The sequence below is a fragment of the Acidobacteriota bacterium genome (assembly GCA_016715115.1).
In the GTDB taxonomy this organism is placed as follows: Bacteria; Acidobacteriota; Blastocatellia; order Pyrinomonadales; family Pyrinomonadaceae; genus JAFDVJ01.
In genome coordinates this window covers 96818-114449 of record JADKBM010000004.1, presented here as the reverse complement: position 1 = coordinate 114449, position 17632 = coordinate 96818, and the positions used below count along the sequence as shown (strand labels likewise).

Here is a 17632-nt window from a genome sequence, read left to right as displayed (position 1 = left end):
TTGTCAGCGATATTTGGATCAGCTCATTTGTGAACGACTTGCTTGCGCGGCCGAATCCGTCTCCTGTCTCCTGTCTCCTGACTACCGTCTTCCGTCTCCTGTCTACCGTCTCCTGTCTACCGTCTCCTGTCTACCGTCTACCGTCTACCGTCTACCGTCTACGGCGTCTACCGTCTACCGTCTACCGCGTCTACCGTCTACCGATTAACAACTAACCAAAATGGCTAAACAAAAAATCACTTTCGCAAGTTCGCGGATCCCGCTGTATTACCAACTGGAAAATGTCCTTCGCGAAAAGATCACCTCCGGCGGGTTTGAACCGGGCGACCGTATGCCGACCGAGATCGAACTGATCGAGGAATACGGCGTTTCGCGCATCACCGTCAGGCAGGCGCTTCAGGCGCTTGCGGATGACGGCCTGATCGAACGGAAACAGGGTCGCGGAACCGTCATTTCCGCGCGTAAGTCTCGGAAAAAGCGATTTACCGGGACGATCCATCTGACAGGTTCGCTCGACGAATTGATCGAGATGGGAATGGACACGCCGGTCAAGGTCCTCGAGATGAACCGCGTCGAAGCGGACCAACACGAGGCAGAACTGCTCGAGATCAAGGTCGGAACGCCGATCTATCGCTTGAAGCGGCTTCGCCTGCACGATAACAAGCCCTTCGGACTGATCATCAACTATCTGCCGGAAGACATCGGCTCGGCGCTGACGATGGCCGAACTCTCGAGCGGCGCGCTGCTCCATACGATGGAGGCCAAACTCGGCATAAATCTCGACAACGCTATGCAGCAGATCCACGCCGAACTCGCTGACCCGTATGTCGCAAAATTGCTCGACGTGCGGGTCGGTACCGCACTGCTCTCGATCGAACGGACGGTGTACACGAACGAGAACAAGCCGGTCGAATATGTCCACACGCTATACCGGAGCGATATTTACGGGTATTCGGTGAAGCTTATCCGGGACAGCAAGAAGAAGGAAACGTAGTTTGGAGTTCCGCCTTCAGGCGGCTTCACCGAAATGATCCGTCGACGCAGAACCAAAAACTCGCCGCCTGAAGGCGGAACTCGAAACAGTGGGCTTCCGAACAGATTATGAGATTCGATTCAATCATTAAGAACGGAACGGTCGTTTTCCCGTTTCACGGCGAAGTTAAATGCGAGATCGGTATCAAGGACGGGCGAATCGCATCGATCAGTGATTCGATCGACGCGAATCTTGCGGACGAGATCGTCGACGCGACGGGCAAATACGTATTCCCGGCCGCTGTCGACAGCCATTACCACATCGGGATCTATCGTCCGCATTCGATCGACGCCGAAAGCGAATCGCGCACGGCGCTCGTCGGCGGCGTCGGGACGGTCATCAGTTATTTTCGCACCGGCCATCACTACCTCAACAAGACCGGGTTTTACCGCGACATTTTCCCCGAAGTCCTCGAACTCTCGAAAGGGCACTTCTATACCGATTACTGCTATCACATCGCGCCGATGGCCGCCGCGCAGCTCGACGAGGTCGACTGGCTGGTCGAGAATGCCGGCGTCGGAAGCTTCAAGTTCTATATGTTCTACAAGGCGTTGACCCTTTCGGCGGATTCGACCAAGGGCAGCGATTACACGATGGCCGAAAACTACGATCTCGGGCATCTGTACGAACTGATGACGCGCGTTTCCGCCGCCGCCGCGAAGCATCGCGACAAGGCGCGAATCTCGCTCAGTCTGCATTGCGAGAACCCGGAGTTGATCCGCGTATTCATCGAACGCGTCAAACAGCAGGGGCTGACCGGTCTGAAAGCTTACTCCGAAGGCCGTCCGCCGCTGACCGAAAAACTCTCGGTCCACGAAGCCGCGATCCTTGCCGATGCGACCGGCTGTCCGATCAATCTGCTGCATCTTTCAAGCCGCGACGCGCTCTCGGCCGGCATCGATGTCCGCCGCGCGTATCCGAATCACGACATCAAGCTCGAGACGACGCTTCATCATCTCGCGCTTGATCACGAAGAACTCGACCGCAGTGGAATCGGACTCAAAGGCAAGGTCAATCCGCCGATCCGGACGCGCGAACACAGCGAATTTCTGTGGGAAGGAATCAAGCGCGGACACGTCGATACGGTCGTCTCCGACCACGCCTGCTGCGGCGAGGAACACAAACGCCAGGGTGTTTGGGAATCACTTCCGGGATTTGGAGGAAGTTCGATCCTCTATCCGATTCTGCTCAGCGAAGGCGCGCACAAACGGGGCGTTTCGCTCTCACGGATCGCCGAACTCGTCTCGGCCAATCCGGCGCGAAATTTCGGACTGTTTCCGCGCAAGGGCTGTATCTCGATCGGCGCCGACGCCGACCTGACGATCGTCGATATGAACCTCGAAAAACCGATTCGATCGGACGAGCTTTTGTCGGACCAGGATCACACGCCGTTCGAGGGATTTTTGACCAAAGGCTGGTCGACCCAAACGATCCTGCGCGGCCGCGTGATGTTCGACAACGGCAAGGTGACGGACGAAAAACGCGGCGAATTCATCAAGCGGCCGACCGCTTTGCACGAATGATAATCTAATGTAATTTAGGCAGTATGGTTACGCTTTTTGACGAAATGACCGCGTTGACCAAGGCATTTGACGCGGCCGGCATCGAATATGGTCTTTGCGGTGGGCTGGCAATGGCCGTACACGGCTTTTCGCGGGCAACAATCGACATTGATTTTCTGATCCTTGCCGATTCGCTTGAGGAGAGTTATGACGTTGCCGCGAAGCTGGGCTTTGATATTCGCGGCCTTGATATGTCATTCAAGGAACGCGCTGTCGAGATTCGACGCGTCTCAAAGATCGACGACGAAGGAGAGGTTCTTTCGCTCGATTTGCTTCTGGTCACACCGCACGTTCGCGATGTCTGGGACAGTCGGATAACGATGGATCTGGCGGGAAACAGATACTCGATCGTTTCGCGGGACGGGCTGATCAAAATGAAAACGCTGGCAGGCAGATCACAGGATCTGGCTGATCTCGAGAGATTGCAGAATGAATCAAATTGATATGTCCGAGGAAGCCGTCTTGCGTCGTCTTCGCACCGTGGATCGTTTGCGGGAGTTGTGCTTGATCCTGAAGAAGGCGAAGTTTGTCACGGTCGAAAAAGCCGCCGAGGCAAAAAAAAGACATGACCGAAAAAAACACAAGTAAATTTTTTTACGGCTGGGTGATCGTCGCCATCTCGACGCTTGCCCTCGTCGTCAGCAACGGGCTTTCGATCGGCGGTATTCCGGTCTATTACAAATTCGTCCAAACCGATCTCGTCGCGCTTGGCAGCGTCGGCCAGGACAAGGTCCAATCGGTTTACGGACTTGCGCCCGCGCTGACGTTTTTGCTTGCCGGATTCCTCTCGCCCGTCGCCGGTTTTCTGCTGCAGCGCCTGAACGCAAAGACGATGATGATCATTGGCTGCTTCATTCTTGGTTCGGGGCTGTTGATCTATTCGCAGGCGACATCGCCGCTTTATGTTTACATCGCGCACGCGCTGCTCGGAACGTCGCTCGGATTCGTCGGCGTTCTTGTCAACACGGTCCTGATCTCGCAATGGTTCCACAAAAAACGCGGAATGGCGCTCGGGATCGTGCTCACCGGAACGAGTTTCGGCGGCGTGCTGATACCGCAGATCTCGACGCCGCTGATTCAGGCGTACGGCTGGCGAACGTCGATGGTCTGTGTCAGCCTGATCATTTGGGCGGTCCTTTTCCCGGCGGTGATCTTTCTGGTCAAGAACCGTCCGGCGGATGTCGGCAGCGCACCGGACGGCGCCGCCGCGGATACAACCGGCGAAGCAACCGGTTCGCATTCGGGTTTGACCGGGATGACCCTCGGCGAGGCGCTCGCGACGCCGATGTTCTGGATCTTCGGGATCTGCGCGGCGCTGATCTTCTACGCCATTTTTGTCGTCAGCCAGCAACTGAACCTTTATCTGCAAAGCCCGAAGATCGGCTTCACGCCGCAGCAGGCGAGCAACGTCCAGTCGCTTCTTTTTCTCCTGAGCATTATCGGCAAGTTCTTTTTCGGTTGGCTTTCCGATCGTTATCCGGGCAACCGCGTAATGCTCATTTCGGCATCCACGATGTTTCTGGCGACGCTCTTTTTCCTTTATTTCAATTCGACGACCGTCTATCTCTTCGCGATCTTTTTCGGGATGAATTACGGCGGGACCTTCGTCTTGCTGCAACTCCTGGTGGCTGACTATTTCGGGCTCAAGGAATACGGCAAGATCCTCGGCGCGGTGACTGTCATTGAAACCGTCGGCGGCGCCCTCGGAACGTTTCTGACCGGCAAGATCGCCGACGCCAACGGCGGCGATTACACGACCGCGTTTTACGGGGTGACGATCGTTGTCGGAATCGCCCTCGTGATGGTCGTTCTCCTGAATATCTTCCTCAACCGATTCAAGCGCCCGATGTGGCTCTTGCCGGTGATCTTCGCCCCCGTCATCGGGGCGCTTGTCGGCGTCATCGGCGGACCGGTTTTCAATGAGATCCTGAAGGTCGTCACCGGAATCGAGAATTTCAGCCTGATCCTGCCGACGATCATCGCCGGCTTCGTGGTCGGGCTTGCCGCCGGAATTTGGTCGGCGCGGTCGGTAAGAAACGCAGCAGCCGTATGAAGCATTATTTTTTCACGATTCACAAAACCCCGAAAAGGGCCGAAGTCTCGGACGAATTCGCGCTTGGCGTCCTGAAAGCGCATACTGCCTATTTCAAGGATCTCGGCGCTCGTGGAAAATGTGTTGTCGCCGGACCGTTCGTCGACCAGACGACTGATCTTGGCGGCGGCTGCTACATTCTCGCCGCCGGGGACGACGACGCGGCGCGCGCGCTTGCCTCGGCCGACCCGCTTGTTTTCGAGGGTCTGTACGAGTTCAAAATGTACGAGTGGAATCGAGTGGTTTGACGTTTGGAATTCCGGCCAAAGTAGCCGGCCAGCATATGAATCTTAACTTCTACAAAACCTGTTTCAAGATCACGGCGGTTGGAAATGTGATCGCGGCCGTGGCGGCGATCGCCTCGATTCAAACCCACATCGGTCTGGCGTACGGCGAGGTTGAGATAAACCCGCTCCTGCGTTTTTACCATTACAACTTCTGGGTGTTTGTCTTGCTTCTCGGGGTCGCGTACTGGTATCTCGCGAAAGAACCGTTTCGCTACCGGATCATCGCGCTGATCGGCGGGATCGGAAAACTGATCGTCGCGGCATCGTTTCTCCATCTCGCTTTGAACGGCCACGCCAAACCGCTGACGCTTTTCGGTATTGCGTACGACGGGTTCTTCGGGATCGTATTGCTTGTCTTCTTCTTTTTTGCCAAGGATCCGGAGCAGTGATCGGAGATCGCTGGCCGGCTGAAGCCGGAACTCCAAGCGAAAGCCGGAAAGCCGGGCTGCCAAACTACTTGAGCCAGTCGCCGATGCCGTACGGGTCGGCGGCGGGTTGAGAGAAATGTTCGTGGACGACGCGCCAGTCATCGGCGGCGACTTCCTCAAAAACAAAAGTTCCGCGGAATTTGATGTGTTTGATCTCGCCTTTGATCGAGACCGTGAGTTCGACGATTCCGCCGACAAATCCCATCTTCCCGACAACTTTCGAATAGAGCGCTTCGACCCAATTGCAATCGATCATCGAAATTTCGGACGAGCAGAAATCGCGCCAGCCTTTGGCGACGTTATCGAAACCGACCGTCACCCAGCGCGGACCCTCGACGAAGACTTGCAAATCGGGCGAATCGGCGTAAAAACTCAAAATGTCGTCGACCCTTTTGTCGATGATGGCAGCGAAATGCGCCTTTGATTTTTCGATCAGATCCATACGCGTAACATTCTAAACCAAAATGCGCGTTGCGGGAGAATTTCGCGCGGAGATCGCAACCTCCCAAATTTCAAAGTCGCCCCGGATTGCGGTATTATTGAAGTGGTAAACGAATATGGAACCGACACTAAAAGACGCAAGTTTTCACGCCGCGCGCCGACTTCAAGGCGTCCAGCCGACACTTATCCGCCAGATCTTCGAACGCGCCTTGCCCGATTCGATCAACTTCGGGCTCGGCGAGCCCGATCTTCCGACGCCGGATTTTATGCGTCGCGAGGCTGCGCGTGTGACCCTCGACGAACAAAACGGCTACACATCCCACGCCGGGCTGCCGGCGCTCCGTGCGAAGATCGCGGAGAGTTACGCGCATCTCGGATTGAACGCCGAACAGGTTTGCCTGACCGTCGGATCCCAGGAAGCGATGACGGCCGCGTTTCTGACGATCGTCGATTCGGGAGATGAGGTCCTGATTCCGGATCCGGGATTTCCGGCGTATGAGGGCTGCGTTCTGATCGCGGAGGGAACGCCGGTCTTTTACAGGCTTCCGGCCGATCGCGAGTTTGCTTTCGACATCGAGGAATTCAAATCGAAGATTACACCGAAAACCAAAGCCGCGGTTGTCATCTCGCCTTCGAATCCGACCGGCAAGATCTTTACGAAGGACGACTTGGAGAAGATCGCCGATGTTCTGAAGGGCACCGGAATCTATCTTATTTCGGACGAGATCTACGCCGATCTTTGGTTCAAGGAAAAGCCGCATTCGGCGTCCGAGTTTTACGATCGGACGATCATCGTCTCGGGGCTTTCGAAATCGCTCAGTATGACCGGATGGCGCGTCGGTTGGATCGCATCAACGCAGTCCGATGTTGTCAAGGCAGCGCTGACGCTTCACGGATTCCTGACGGTCTGCACCCCGACGATCTCGCAAAAGGCGTCGTTGCTCGGCTGGACGGCGGAAGCCGAGGCCTCAAAGGCCGAGGCGCGCGCGATCTACAAACGCCGCGGCGAATTCTTGATCGAGCTTCTGGAAAAGGAACTCGGACTGAAGGGAACATCGCCCGAGGGCGCTTTTTACACGATGCTCGACATTCGCCCGCTCGGAATGAGCGACCTCGAGGTCGCCGAAAGATTCCTGCAAAACCGCGTCATCACCGTTCCGGGAATTGCGTTCGGTTCCGAAGCAAAAGGATTCCTGCGCATTTCTTTCTGCAACAACGAAGAGAGAATGGCCGAAGGCGTAAGACGGATGAAAGAAGCGCTCGGTTGATTTGGGTTTTTGAAACAATGCTGTCCTAAACTTTGGATTGCAGAACCGGATTTGACGGAACTACTGGACTGCAAGTGTCAAAATCGTCAGATTTCGAAACGAGCCCTCGGCGTTTGGAGAATTGTCTCGCGTGGTTGGTCATCTGAAGCCGACTTGAGATCTCAAATATCTCAGGTTTCAGAGGACGTACCCGCCACGCGGAATGATTGCAGGCTATCTGCCTTTACCTTGGAGCCTGTCGGAAAAACCGATTCAGTGTGCGGAGCACACGCACTAACGATAGCACCACGTGGAGCGAAGCGGAACGTGGTGTCAGCCCCGATTAATTCAAACGAGCGTGTGTAACACGCGGACCTGTTGCTGCCACTGTCAATCAGCGCGTGTGACATACGCTTTGGAACTCGGGCGTTCAGCCACCTGGGTTCGGCTCCGTCCCACGTGGTGCTATCGCAAGCTCGCGTGCTCCGCTCGCTCGAAGAAGCAAATTCAGCTGTCAAACTGCTTTTTCCGACAGGCTCCTTGAGTCACACATTAGAGATACGATCTGTATTGATCGAGACAGCGGTTCGGCAAAAGACGCCTTAACCTTGCCATCGTTGATCCGGGTTTATGAGGCCGGCATCCGCAACCTTCTTGAATCAAAAGCGTTTTGGACGGGATTGTCTTTGAAAATGAAATAAAAGAAAGTTGATTAGCCCTCAGAATTGAGACCGGTCGCTCGCGCGTTGACAAGTAATGTGTCTTTCTTTGCCTTCCTATTAAATCCTTCCAGACAACTTTCTTTCGGCGGGGTGTAAGTTTTTACCGGCCGGCGGCATTAAACGTAAAGACAGGAGAATTTGGTATGGATTTTGGGCTGAAGGAAATCGGGATCACGTTTATGATCGGGGCGTTTACAATCCTTGGGATCGAACTTGTCCTTTATTATCTGTCAGGGATGGTTATTACAGGATTCTTTCGCGACCGGCTCGGGCTTGACGGTGAAACGGTCACTTCCTCGCCGAAACGGATGCGAGGACGGCGGCGAAGGGATACAAGGCTCGGGCTTAACGGTGAAACGGGGACTTCGCCGCCAGCCGTCGGAGATGCGGTTCAGAACATGCGGCTGGCGGTGTTTATCGGACTTTCGTTTGGGGTCGGAATTCTCGCCGAGGACGTTTCGTATAAATTTGTCGACAACGAACTGCCATTCGGTCTTGAATCCAAATACGACACGAGGCTCAAGGTTCTGGTTGAAGAATCGCCAGAATTGAAGTTCAGCCACCTCGCTAAGGACCTGGCGACGAACGCGGCCTTCCTGCGGATCGACGCCGAGCGCGGTGCTGAACTTAACGAATGGGTCAAGACGGACGGCAAATGCGAAAAATGCGGCGCGCTCGGCATCGACGAGGTCAAATCCGCCATTGTAAAGCTCTATTACCACGCGAAGAACAGGGTTTATTTGCAGGCCAACTACTATGATGAAATGCGGAAGATCCAGTCTCGCGCGGACTTCGCGAGATCGATCGCCGTAATTTCATTCATCAACGTGGCGATGTTTTTCGGGATCATGATCGTAATGTGTATCGACAAGCATTTGATGAAGAACCGCATCATCAATTTCATGCGCGAACGTCTCGGCGCAAAGCCGTTCGCGAGTCTGCGGGCGGTCGAATACCAAAAGGCGGCGGCGACCTTCGTGACCCTGCTCGCGGTCCTAGCACTGTCTTCGTGGGCATACGACAAGGAATCGCGCGAGTATAACAAACGCGCGTTCGGTTACTACTCAACGTCACTTCAGGCCGGCGGGAAGAATTAGGGCGGGCACCGCATTTTCGATATTGCAATGGCGGAAACCTCGGCGACGTTGCTCGCCCGCAAATGGGAAATCGCGGTGCTCGTCAATGTCGACAACGACACACTTCGCTGCGTGATGAGTAGCCCGGAAGCGATGGTGGCCGTCGAACGCATCGAAGGCTGGCGTTCGCTTGGCGATAACATCATTGAGACGATCATCAACAAGAGCGAAAAGGTAAAGGAAACAAAGAACACGGCAAAGGAACGTAATCTCAGTCCGAACGAGCAAAGGGAACTGACGGCGGAGGAGAAGGAGTTCAAATCGAAGCGTAAACAGGTTCAGGAAAAACTCATCAAATTCGCAACGCGCATCCCGGCATTCATGTACCTGACGGATTTTCGGGAGAACACGCTGCAGGACGTAATCTCAAAACTCGAACCAGAGCTGTTCAAAACGGTGACCCGTCTCTCGGTCGAGGACTTTCATTTGCTCGTCAGTCTCAAAGTATTCAACACCGAACAAATGAACCAAGCCGTCTTCGCGTTTCGTCGCTACGAGGACGCATCGTTGAGCTATACAGGCGTCGAAAGCCACGAGGGTCTGACGCATTACGGGCTGATACGGTGGTGGCGGTGGTTGGTGAGCGGTGAGCAGTAAGCGGTGAGCGGATGTCAGTGGCGCGAAGCGTTGGTCGGCTTGTTTGAGCAGAGATCAAAATTCTAACATGAGCAAAAATAAAATTGGATTCTTCGGCGGGTTTTGCATTGGGGGCTTAGCAGGCAACTTGACCTTATCGCACGATGCATTTATATTTTTGACGGAAATGCGCAGTTAGCATTCTTAACCTCCAATATCTCATTTAAACTTCTGTGAATTTATGTCAGTTTTGAAAATCGGTTCATTTACCTTTGACGTTGCTTCCGGGCTCCTAAGTCGAAATGGTTCAGTTTGTAAGTTGAGTTCTCCTTGCAAAAGCGCTTTAAAGAAATTCGCCGAATCCGGTACTTTGTTTTTGACACATTGGGTCTTGGGGGAAGCAATTGGTAGACATGATTCTGATGCCGCTCGCAAGGTGATTTATGAGTTGCGTCAAGCGCTTGAGGATCGCGACAAAAAGTTGATTGAGACGATAAGCGGTGAAGGTTATCGTCTTAGTGGCGTGTTCATAAAGGCAACCACCGAGAAAGAGGACTTCGCTACGCTCTTTGGTAAGAGCTGTGAAAATTCTATTAGGATGGTATTTGCCTATCGTGATCTTGGGGCTCTGCCAACGAGCACGATGAACTGCAACTTGTTGAGAAGTGGATTGTTGGACAATCTGGTCGACAACGAGTCGCGTCCGATGCCTGAAGGTGTGGCTTATTGGCTCCCTTACGAGGATGTTCGAGCGTCCGTTCACATTTCGAATCTGTTCGCCAAGTTCATCGAATCACCCCGCGTGTCATTTCACAACGATGTTTTGCGCCGCCCCAATCCTTCAAGCTTGGTCATTTCGATCGGCCTATTCAATGTATATACATTAAAGCTCTCAGACTATTGCAACAGAAAGCTTTTCCGAGTGTCATACAGCCGTTCACCTAAGGATGAAAGCGTTTTCACCGACAATATCATTTTTGAAGGAGAGGAAGTGCCACCGCCTGACGGCTACGACATTGGGCTAGTCGCTAGAATCGTTTCTTTCCCGTTAGCGGATAACGATCCTTGCTACCAATGGGTGGTCGCTGGCCGAACTGCCACTGGGACGGCAGCCTGCGGATATTTCGTTGGCCGGCGATGGCGAGAGTTACTTTCGCTTTACCGAGAAAATAACGTTGACCCCGAATCACATTCGATGTGCGTAATGCTAATACATAACGCCGCCGAAAAAGACGACGAAGACGTGGATGAATCCTGTCACCTGATGCGGCACCCCAACGGCGAAGTGATGGTAACGTTTGCTGAGCATTTCGAGTAAAGATGGCAAGCAGCCCTTGTTTGCGATTGATGATTGAAGTTTGCAGAAGCGTGCGAAATTCGTCAACGTTGCTTGGTACTCGACTAATTGTGGGGCCAACCTTTATCTTAACTATTCCCGGGAGTGCGACGGCTTAATATACGGCTCAGTCCGTTGACGCGAAATCCCTGCGCAAATTGTGTTGAAAAACGTGATTGATTTAACTAGTTTGTAATTCGCTATACAGAATCAACCCACAATAAGTTTCCCCCATTGTCGACGCGACGAAGCCCTCTCTTCGGCAAAGCCTGCTGACCATCATCATTCATAACTTCATTTGGCTCTTGACAGATCCGGACATTTCCTGACATTCCTGACCCGACTTTTCATCCGCTAAACTCTGTATTTGCTTATCTTTGTCGCAGTCGATCCCGACAGGCGCCTCCGAGTCTGGCTGACAAAAAGAGGTACAAACTTGATGACAAAGTCGGTCATCTTTTTAGATAAAATTGCAGATGTCTTACCAGCTGGCGTAAGGCACTAGTTTAAGAATCGCTTGAAAATTCGAAGAGGTTTCAATGGGAACTTTGTTCCTGTCAAGTCAGGCCGGGTTTTGTGGCCGGCTCCCACTCGACCCATGTTATCTGTTTGGATTTGGGGGTTATTCGAATAAGAGTTTTGTCCGGCCGCCTTTCCTTGGGAACTGTGGATTCTGTAAAAGGGGCAAAAATAAGGACAAAAAACAAATTGCTTTGAAAATTTGAGGTAGAAGTTATGAAGAAATTTGTAGTCGCAACTTTAATTGTTTTAACGATCGTCGGTAACGGTATCCTTGCTCTTGGTGCGCCAACCAAGGGGGTTCAGGCCGTTTTGCTTCATCGCTGGGGGCCCACAAGTACGTCCAATCTGGTGCAGGTTTTGAGAAACACTGCCGATCCGGAGGTAGAAGTAAGTTTCGCGCCGAATGTGGCGGCGTCCGCCGCGGATCCGTATAAGAATATGCGAAATATCATTGACGGACTTTTGGGACAAAAACGAGTTTACGCCGTAGTGTATTTGAATTTTCACGCTACGGGGAGTTCAGTCAATGGGCTGGACAAATTTCGCGCATTCTTTGGCGCTTATAAAGACAAAGCTCAGATAGTCGTGTCTCCCTCTTTGGAGGATTTCGCAACGGTTTCCGAAATCAACGTTGCCGCCCGAAACATCGCATTGAATCTTGGAGGTGGAAGTATCGGGAAACTGATTTTGCGACGGTCGCCAGACCCGACCAATTTGGATCAATTGAGGCCGTCGAGAACAGTTTCGATCAATGGAAGTAGCTATTCGTTCAAAAGCGTGGAGCTCGAAAAGCACGGCGTTATCGGAAATGCGAGTGGTGCGAATGTCTACAGTAATGACGGGGTTTTTGTTTACGATCCAGAAATGCTTTTGTTTGGTGCAACACGGGAGTTGGCCAGCATGTTTAGTTCGGTTAATACCAGTACGAAATATAGTCTTTCAACTTTTCGATCGCGAACGAGTGGGATTCGCACCAGCCTTTGGCGTCCCGCCTACAACATGTATCGCGATTGCGACGGACGATACATGGCGCGAACCTCACGAACATTTAGTGATTGCAACGGCAAGGCATTTGACGTGGAGGAAGCAAAGGTTCTACGCAGGTTTTTCGGCTTACTTTAACCGTCTGATGCTCCTGTTCCTGATGTCCGTAATCGGGAACAGGAACAATTCCTAAGTACAAAATGAACGAACGGAATTGTTGGCGGGACAATCTTGGACGATTCCAGCGCTGGATTCGAATTGGATTCTCGCGCACAACAAGATTGGGGTGAAGGGCACCGTTGGTGTTTTTCGTGCCCAGCCGACATTTCAGCGATGAATTCTTTTCGGACATTGCCACTAATTAGGCCGCAGAACATCGGCGCCGGTGTTGCAGATTAGCAAACATTTTTCTTGCAATCTGGCAGTTTGACTAATTTCAACTTTTAACTACGCAACCGCTAAATTAATTGACTTAGCGGATTAGATCTAAGAACCAAAAGCTTGTTGATACCGATGATTTCAATTTAGCTGAAAAACGGACAATGTGGCCAACTTCGCGCACGCGTGAATGGCTCAAGACTTTTTAATAATGGAGGTATTTTAATGAGACAACATTTATTCTCTTCGACTCTACTGGCCGTTACTTTTTTTGCATTCCTGGCAGTCGATGTGCATCCATTGCCGCTTCGTGGTGTAGTGCTCGAAACTGCACAGCTCAACATTCCAAAGACTCAGCGAGATATCAATGATGTTGCGAATTACGGCGCAAATCTGGTGAGATTTCCGATCTACTTTAGCACTCCATGTGACTTGAATTGTTGGGTTTATTTCGCCGACCAGGCTTATGAAACCGCTTCGAACCGGGGCATGGTCATGGTTCTTGACTTTCACCATCCGAGCGAGGTTCCCGGCTCCACAATAACTGATGTTGATCAGTTTGTGGCCAAATGGGAGGCATTTGCTCGGCATTTCGGCTCACGAGCAAATCGTCCGACGAGAATCCTCTACGAGCTTTGTAACGAGCCAAACGATCGAGTCGACTGGCCAGCGGTGGCATTGCGGGCCGCCCGAAAAATTCGAGAATATGATCCACGTTCAGTTATCGTTTATTCCCCGAAAGGTAATACGACCGGCCCCTCCACGTCGCCTTCGTTTACGCCGCTCCCATCTATCCCGGACCAAATCATAAATTTTCACGCCTGGGATTTTAGGTTTCAAAGTAGCGAATTGGCAGTTGCGAGCGCTTATCGCTACGTAGGCTCGGCAGGCAGCCAAAGCGCCGTTAATACGACCCTAGACCAGCTTCGCGCCAGACTTGACCGCGTCGAAGGCTTCAGTCGTCGTCACGGTATTAGAGTTTACATCGGCGAGGTTGGTATTCATCACAGTCATCGCGACGCCGCAAGGTTCTTACGTGATTTTACCGACGAGGTCGATAAGCGCGGCTTTTACGGTTTAACGCTTCATGCCTTTCGTGAATCTCCGGTTTGGGACTATGAAGCTGATCCCGACACTTTACGTGTATTGCGTCGATGGTTAGGCTAATTGTTCTTAGATCAAGGTCCCCGAGGCAGAATCGTCTCGCGGGACCTTGGTGTTTTGGTGTGACCGCCATCCCCGAATGCGCCGCAATTATCCAAAATTGGCATTCTTGAATAATTTGCGGAATGCCTTTGATTTTGCTTTCTAACGGAACGCTGAGGACCGGCGTGACCGTCGCAGTTGTCGTCGATACTGATGCTGCGGAACCTGACTTCGCCTGAAGTTTACTTCCAGGCGGCGTTTCGCGTACAGTCGCCGTGGTCGGTGGGTCGTTGACAGTGAGCGGTTAGTTTGCAATTTGCGATTGGTTTGTTGGGTTATGTGTTGGTTTTGCTTGAACAAAGACCCAAGCCTTCTTTTGTCGCTTTCGCGACATGCAGGCAAGGCTGCCTGCGCTCCGGCGCGTTATGAATGGCGCTTAACCACTGGTAAGTGGTTGTTTCCATTTGAGGGCGACAAAAAGCCAGGTTCAGTTCGGGGGCGATTTGGCGGTGGGAAACATTTGCAGAAACCCGCACGAAGTAAGGGGGTAGGCGTTGACGAACGGACTCGTTGTCGGCGGTTCAGCACCCTTACTTCGTGCGGGTTTCTGCAATTGGTTTACTCGAAATGAGTTAGTGAATCATGAATAGTTGGCGCTCTTGAATGCAAAAAGCGGAAAGCAAAGTGCAAAAATCCGACGAACTATCAACAGCGAACTACGAACTACGAAAGATCAACCGCGAAAAGTAAAAACCAATCTTGCGAGCGGTGCGCAGGCCCATCGGAACTCTTTGCTATTTTGAGACTAAACCGTTGTCATGGTACAGTTGGCAACGCTCTACCCCGTCTCATTAAAGTTCATTTAAGTAATTATGACATTGCTCAAAGAAGGCACCTGCACGGCGCATGGTCAGTCGTCCTCCATCGGTCTGCTCGGTAGAATCTTGGTCCTCGTGATCGTTTTGTCGGCGGCCGTTTTCAACTCGGCGGGACAAGCGCGGAATCTCTTCGACAATCAGGCAAACGGCGATGGTTTTTCCGTGGATAGAAACTTGTCCGGCGACTCGATTATCGCCACTTTCTTGCGGGCAGGATTCCCGCCGTATTCTTCCCAAAACCAGATCGGCGGTCAAACACCTTACGAACGAAATTGTGATCCTCGAAGCATACCGGCAATCACCTTCGTGCTGCCGGTGAACCCGGACCCGTGCAGCGACAGTCTTTTTGTCCTGGACAATCCTTCGGTAACCAACACTTCGTTGGACACGGACCTCAACCGCTTCGGCTGTCAGGGTGTCCCAACCGGAACATTCAATGTGCCGATCGACCGGTTCATTGGTGACGCAAAAGACGACATGCCTCTCCTACTGCAAAATGGACTTATTCGCCCTACCGCCACATTAAGAATAAACACGCTGATTTTTTCGAATCCCGTACCGGTCGTCGATAGTTATTTCGTGACTTTCAACAATAAGAAATACAACACCAGCGCTGTCACCGGTTCCGGCGACATCGTCATTAGCAATATTCCCGTAGAGGATGTGATATTCCCGTCGGCACCGGGAGCGATCGGTACTAATGTGATTAAACTTGAAAGGGCTACATCGCCGGGATGCGGCGGCGCATACTTCGTCTATGTTGATTGGGTTTCCATCGAGATTGATGTGGTTCGTCCGGTTCTTTTGGTCCATGGCTTGGATTCTAAACCAGAGATCTGGAACACGTGGCTTCCGAAATTCGACGACCTTGGAATGTCGAAGGGAACGCCGAACGCAGATGATCCGCGGGAACAGCCGGAGCGAAGCATCGTAGCGGCCGTGGCCACGCTGGACCCTTGCGGAACCATCGAAGTCAATGGCGATCGACTCAAAACCGAGATTGATAAAATGCGGTCACGCCTGAAAGTGGACAAGATAAACATTCTCGCTCACAGCAAGGGTGGCCTCGAAGCGCGCTATGCCGACTCGAAGGGCTACGAGAAATATATTTCGCAAATCATCCAACTGGGCACGCCGAACGGCGGATCTTTCTTGGCGGATTATCGTCCCCCTGGCTGGCGGTGGGGTTGTCCCGCTGAAATAACTGATCAACTGACGACCGAATCGATGGCCGCCTTCAATGTGGCTTATCCTGCCGGATCGTCGGTCGACTACACGGTTCTGGCCGGAGATATTGACGGAGGAATTTTTGACATATTCAAAGATGATCGCGTAGTTTCCGTCGCAAGCGTGTTCTCGATCGAGGCTGAGAGCCTGACAAAACTTCTCTATCGTGGCTTCGATGCGGGCCATTCCGATCTTTATCAATCTAATTCTGTTTTCGACTGTATCAGTCCCGCAGTTCTAAGTCTGTCTTGGCCACAACCGAGTTTTCCATGTCTCGCGCCGGAGGAACGCGCGACCCGCGCGGGAAATCCGGCGGTTGCCACACTCACTCCCAGAATAGGAACTATTTTTGGTGGGGAGACTAAGACGGAATCGTTCACCATCGATATGGCTTCGAACGTTACGTTCCAACTCATTTATCGTTCCGACCAACAGAATCCTGGCGTTGAACCGGGCAACAACCTGAACCTAACGTTGATCTCGCCGAATGGCATACGAATTCCGGTCCCAGACGATGAGGAGGACGGTCTTGGCGCGAGGTCTCTAAGACAGAATTTCGCTACACTCCAAACCGGAATTTGGAATGTGGAGGTAACCGCCGCGACGGTGGTCGGCACTCCGCCGGTTCCTTACGGTATCTTCATTAGCGGGAATTCTCCGGTCATCGACTTCGACGGTTCCTTTGAAAGTTCTTCGATTTGCAGCGGCGAGACGCTGCAGCTGAGAGGCAGACTACGCGACGAAACGTCTAATTCGCCGATCGTTGGGGCCGTCGTCGGCGCCGTCCTTGCTATTCCGGACGAACCGAATCGAACCTCAATAACCTTGAGCCTGGTTGACGACGGAACAAACGGCGACGCCGTGCCGAACGATGGAATTTACTCCTTCGATCTGCCAGCCGCCACAGTCGTCGGTGATTATCGGGCTCAGTTCACGGCGAGCCGCGGGCCAAACGGCAGTATTCCTGCCTTCGACAGGCAGGATAACGACACCGCGTTTGTTTCGCAGAGTTGCGGCGAGTTTACCGGAAAGTTCAGCGATTCTGGCACGACCGCGGCAAACGCTCCGTCGGCATTTTCAAGCCTTGTGATTCAGGCGGGCGTCAATATCGACATCGCTGGTAATTACGTCGCCGTCGCTGAAGTTACCGATTCGGCCAATCACAGGATCAGTTCGCGCCGTCGCTTCACGCTCGCTCCCGGCATCCAAACGCTGGGTTTGGAATTCAGCGGAGAGCAAATTTATCAGAATCAAACGAACGGGTCGTTCACCCTCAGCAAATTGTCGCTCTTCCAGGAGAATTCCGGACGGGCCATTCCGGTATCGATATCAAACGGTGGCAATCTGTACCAAACCGCAGCCTATCAATATCTGGACTTTCAGGTTTCGCCAATCAGGATTGAGCGAAACGGCACCGCTTTAGGGTCGACACAAATTCCAACGGACTCTTCGATATTTTGCGGGTAAATCTGCCCGTGAATGTTCGGCAGGCGGGTGCCTACTCCTGGTCCGCAGTGCTCACAGACCGAAACGGTAACCAGATCGGAAAGACTGTCGGGAATGCTTCTCTAAACGCGGGCAGTAACATCGCGGTGCTTAATTTTAATGCGCGGAATATCGGATACAACGGTGTTTCG

General features: G+C 52.6%; 14 protein-coding genes and 1 pseudogene. 14 read left to right on the top strand and 1 reads right to left on the bottom strand.

Annotated elements, in window-relative coordinates; all coding sequences use genetic code 11:
• Nucleotides 1-220 precede the first annotated feature (220 nt).
• The 7 genes from IPN69_02760 (at nt 221) to IPN69_02730 (ending at nt 5363) form a co-directional block, all read left to right on the top strand.
• Nucleotides 221-994, top strand: coding sequence for a GntR family transcriptional regulator (locus IPN69_02760; GenBank protein MBK8809635.1), 774 nt, complete (start codon nt 221-223; stop codon nt 992-994).
• A 104-nt stretch (nt 995-1098) separates the two neighbouring features.
• Nucleotides 1099-2556, top strand: coding sequence for a dihydroorotase family protein (locus IPN69_02755; protein ID MBK8809634.1), 1458 nt, complete (start codon nt 1099-1101; stop codon nt 2554-2556).
• A gap of 23 nt (nt 2557-2579) precedes the next feature.
• Nucleotides 2580-3038 (top strand): hypothetical protein, encoded by a 459-nt coding sequence (locus tag IPN69_02750; GenBank protein MBK8809633.1) that lies wholly within the window; start codon nt 2580-2582, stop codon nt 3036-3038.
• Between the two features lies 1 nt (nt 3039).
• Complete coding sequence (locus IPN69_02745; protein MBK8809632.1) at nt 3040-3183, top strand: hypothetical protein; 144 nt, start codon at nt 3040-3042, stop codon at nt 3181-3183.
• Nucleotides 3161-4648: an MFS transporter gene (locus IPN69_02740; GenBank protein MBK8809631.1), complete on the top strand. Its 1488-nt coding sequence runs from the start codon at nt 3161-3163 to the stop codon at nt 4646-4648. Before IPN69_02745 ends, IPN69_02740 begins: the two co-directional genes overlap by 23 nt.
• On the top strand, nt 4645-4935 hold the full coding sequence (locus IPN69_02735) for a hypothetical protein (GenBank protein MBK8809630.1): 291 nt from the start codon (nt 4645-4647) through the stop codon (nt 4933-4935). The genes IPN69_02740 and IPN69_02735 overlap by 4 nt, the downstream gene beginning before the upstream one ends.
• A gap of 35 nt (nt 4936-4970) precedes the next feature.
• Nucleotides 4971-5363: a hypothetical protein gene (locus IPN69_02730; protein ID MBK8809629.1), complete on the top strand. Its 393-nt coding sequence runs from the start codon at nt 4971-4973 to the stop codon at nt 5361-5363.
• 64 nt (nt 5364-5427) lie between these two features.
• On the opposite strand, the gene IPN69_02725 is transcribed toward IPN69_02730, so the two are convergent.
• The gene (locus IPN69_02725; GenBank protein ID MBK8809628.1) at nt 5428-5844 is read right to left on the bottom strand and encodes a nuclear transport factor 2 family protein; all 417 of its coding nucleotides are present in this window, start codon (nt 5842-5844) and stop codon (nt 5428-5430) included.
• 115 nt (nt 5845-5959) lie between these two features.
• Between IPN69_02725 and IPN69_02720 the strand changes: the two genes are divergently transcribed.
• The 7 genes and pseudogenes from IPN69_02720 to IPN69_02690 all read left to right on the top strand — a co-directional run bounded on the left by IPN69_02720 (nt 5960) and on the right by IPN69_02690 (nt 17462).
• Nucleotides 5960-7111: a pyridoxal phosphate-dependent aminotransferase gene (locus IPN69_02720; GenBank protein ID MBK8809627.1), complete on the top strand. Its 1152-nt coding sequence runs from the start codon at nt 5960-5962 to the stop codon at nt 7109-7111.
• 844 nt (nt 7112-7955) lie between these two features.
• Complete coding sequence (locus IPN69_02715) at nt 7956-8909, top strand: hypothetical protein (GenBank protein MBK8809626.1); 954 nt, start codon at nt 7956-7958, stop codon at nt 8907-8909.
• Nucleotides 8910-8921: 12 nt separating this feature from the next.
• Nucleotides 8922-9545 (top strand): annotated as a pseudogene (locus IPN69_02710) (restriction endonuclease).
• A 220-nt stretch (nt 9546-9765) separates the two neighbouring features.
• Complete coding sequence (locus IPN69_02705; GenBank protein MBK8809625.1) at nt 9766-10842, top strand: hypothetical protein; 1077 nt, start codon at nt 9766-9768, stop codon at nt 10840-10842.
• A gap of 753 nt (nt 10843-11595) precedes the next feature.
• The gene (locus tag IPN69_02700) at nt 11596-12504 is read left to right on the top strand and encodes a hypothetical protein (protein ID MBK8809624.1); all 909 of its coding nucleotides are present in this window, start codon (nt 11596-11598) and stop codon (nt 12502-12504) included.
• A gap of 465 nt (nt 12505-12969) precedes the next feature.
• Nucleotides 12970-13911: a cellulase family glycosylhydrolase gene (locus IPN69_02695; GenBank protein MBK8809623.1), complete on the top strand. Its 942-nt coding sequence runs from the start codon at nt 12970-12972 to the stop codon at nt 13909-13911.
• Nucleotides 13912-14762: 851 nt separating this feature from the next.
• Nucleotides 14763-17462, top strand: coding sequence for an alpha/beta hydrolase (locus IPN69_02690; GenBank protein MBK8809622.1), 2700 nt, complete (start codon nt 14763-14765; stop codon nt 17460-17462).
• Nucleotides 17463-17632: the final 170 nt, after the last annotated feature.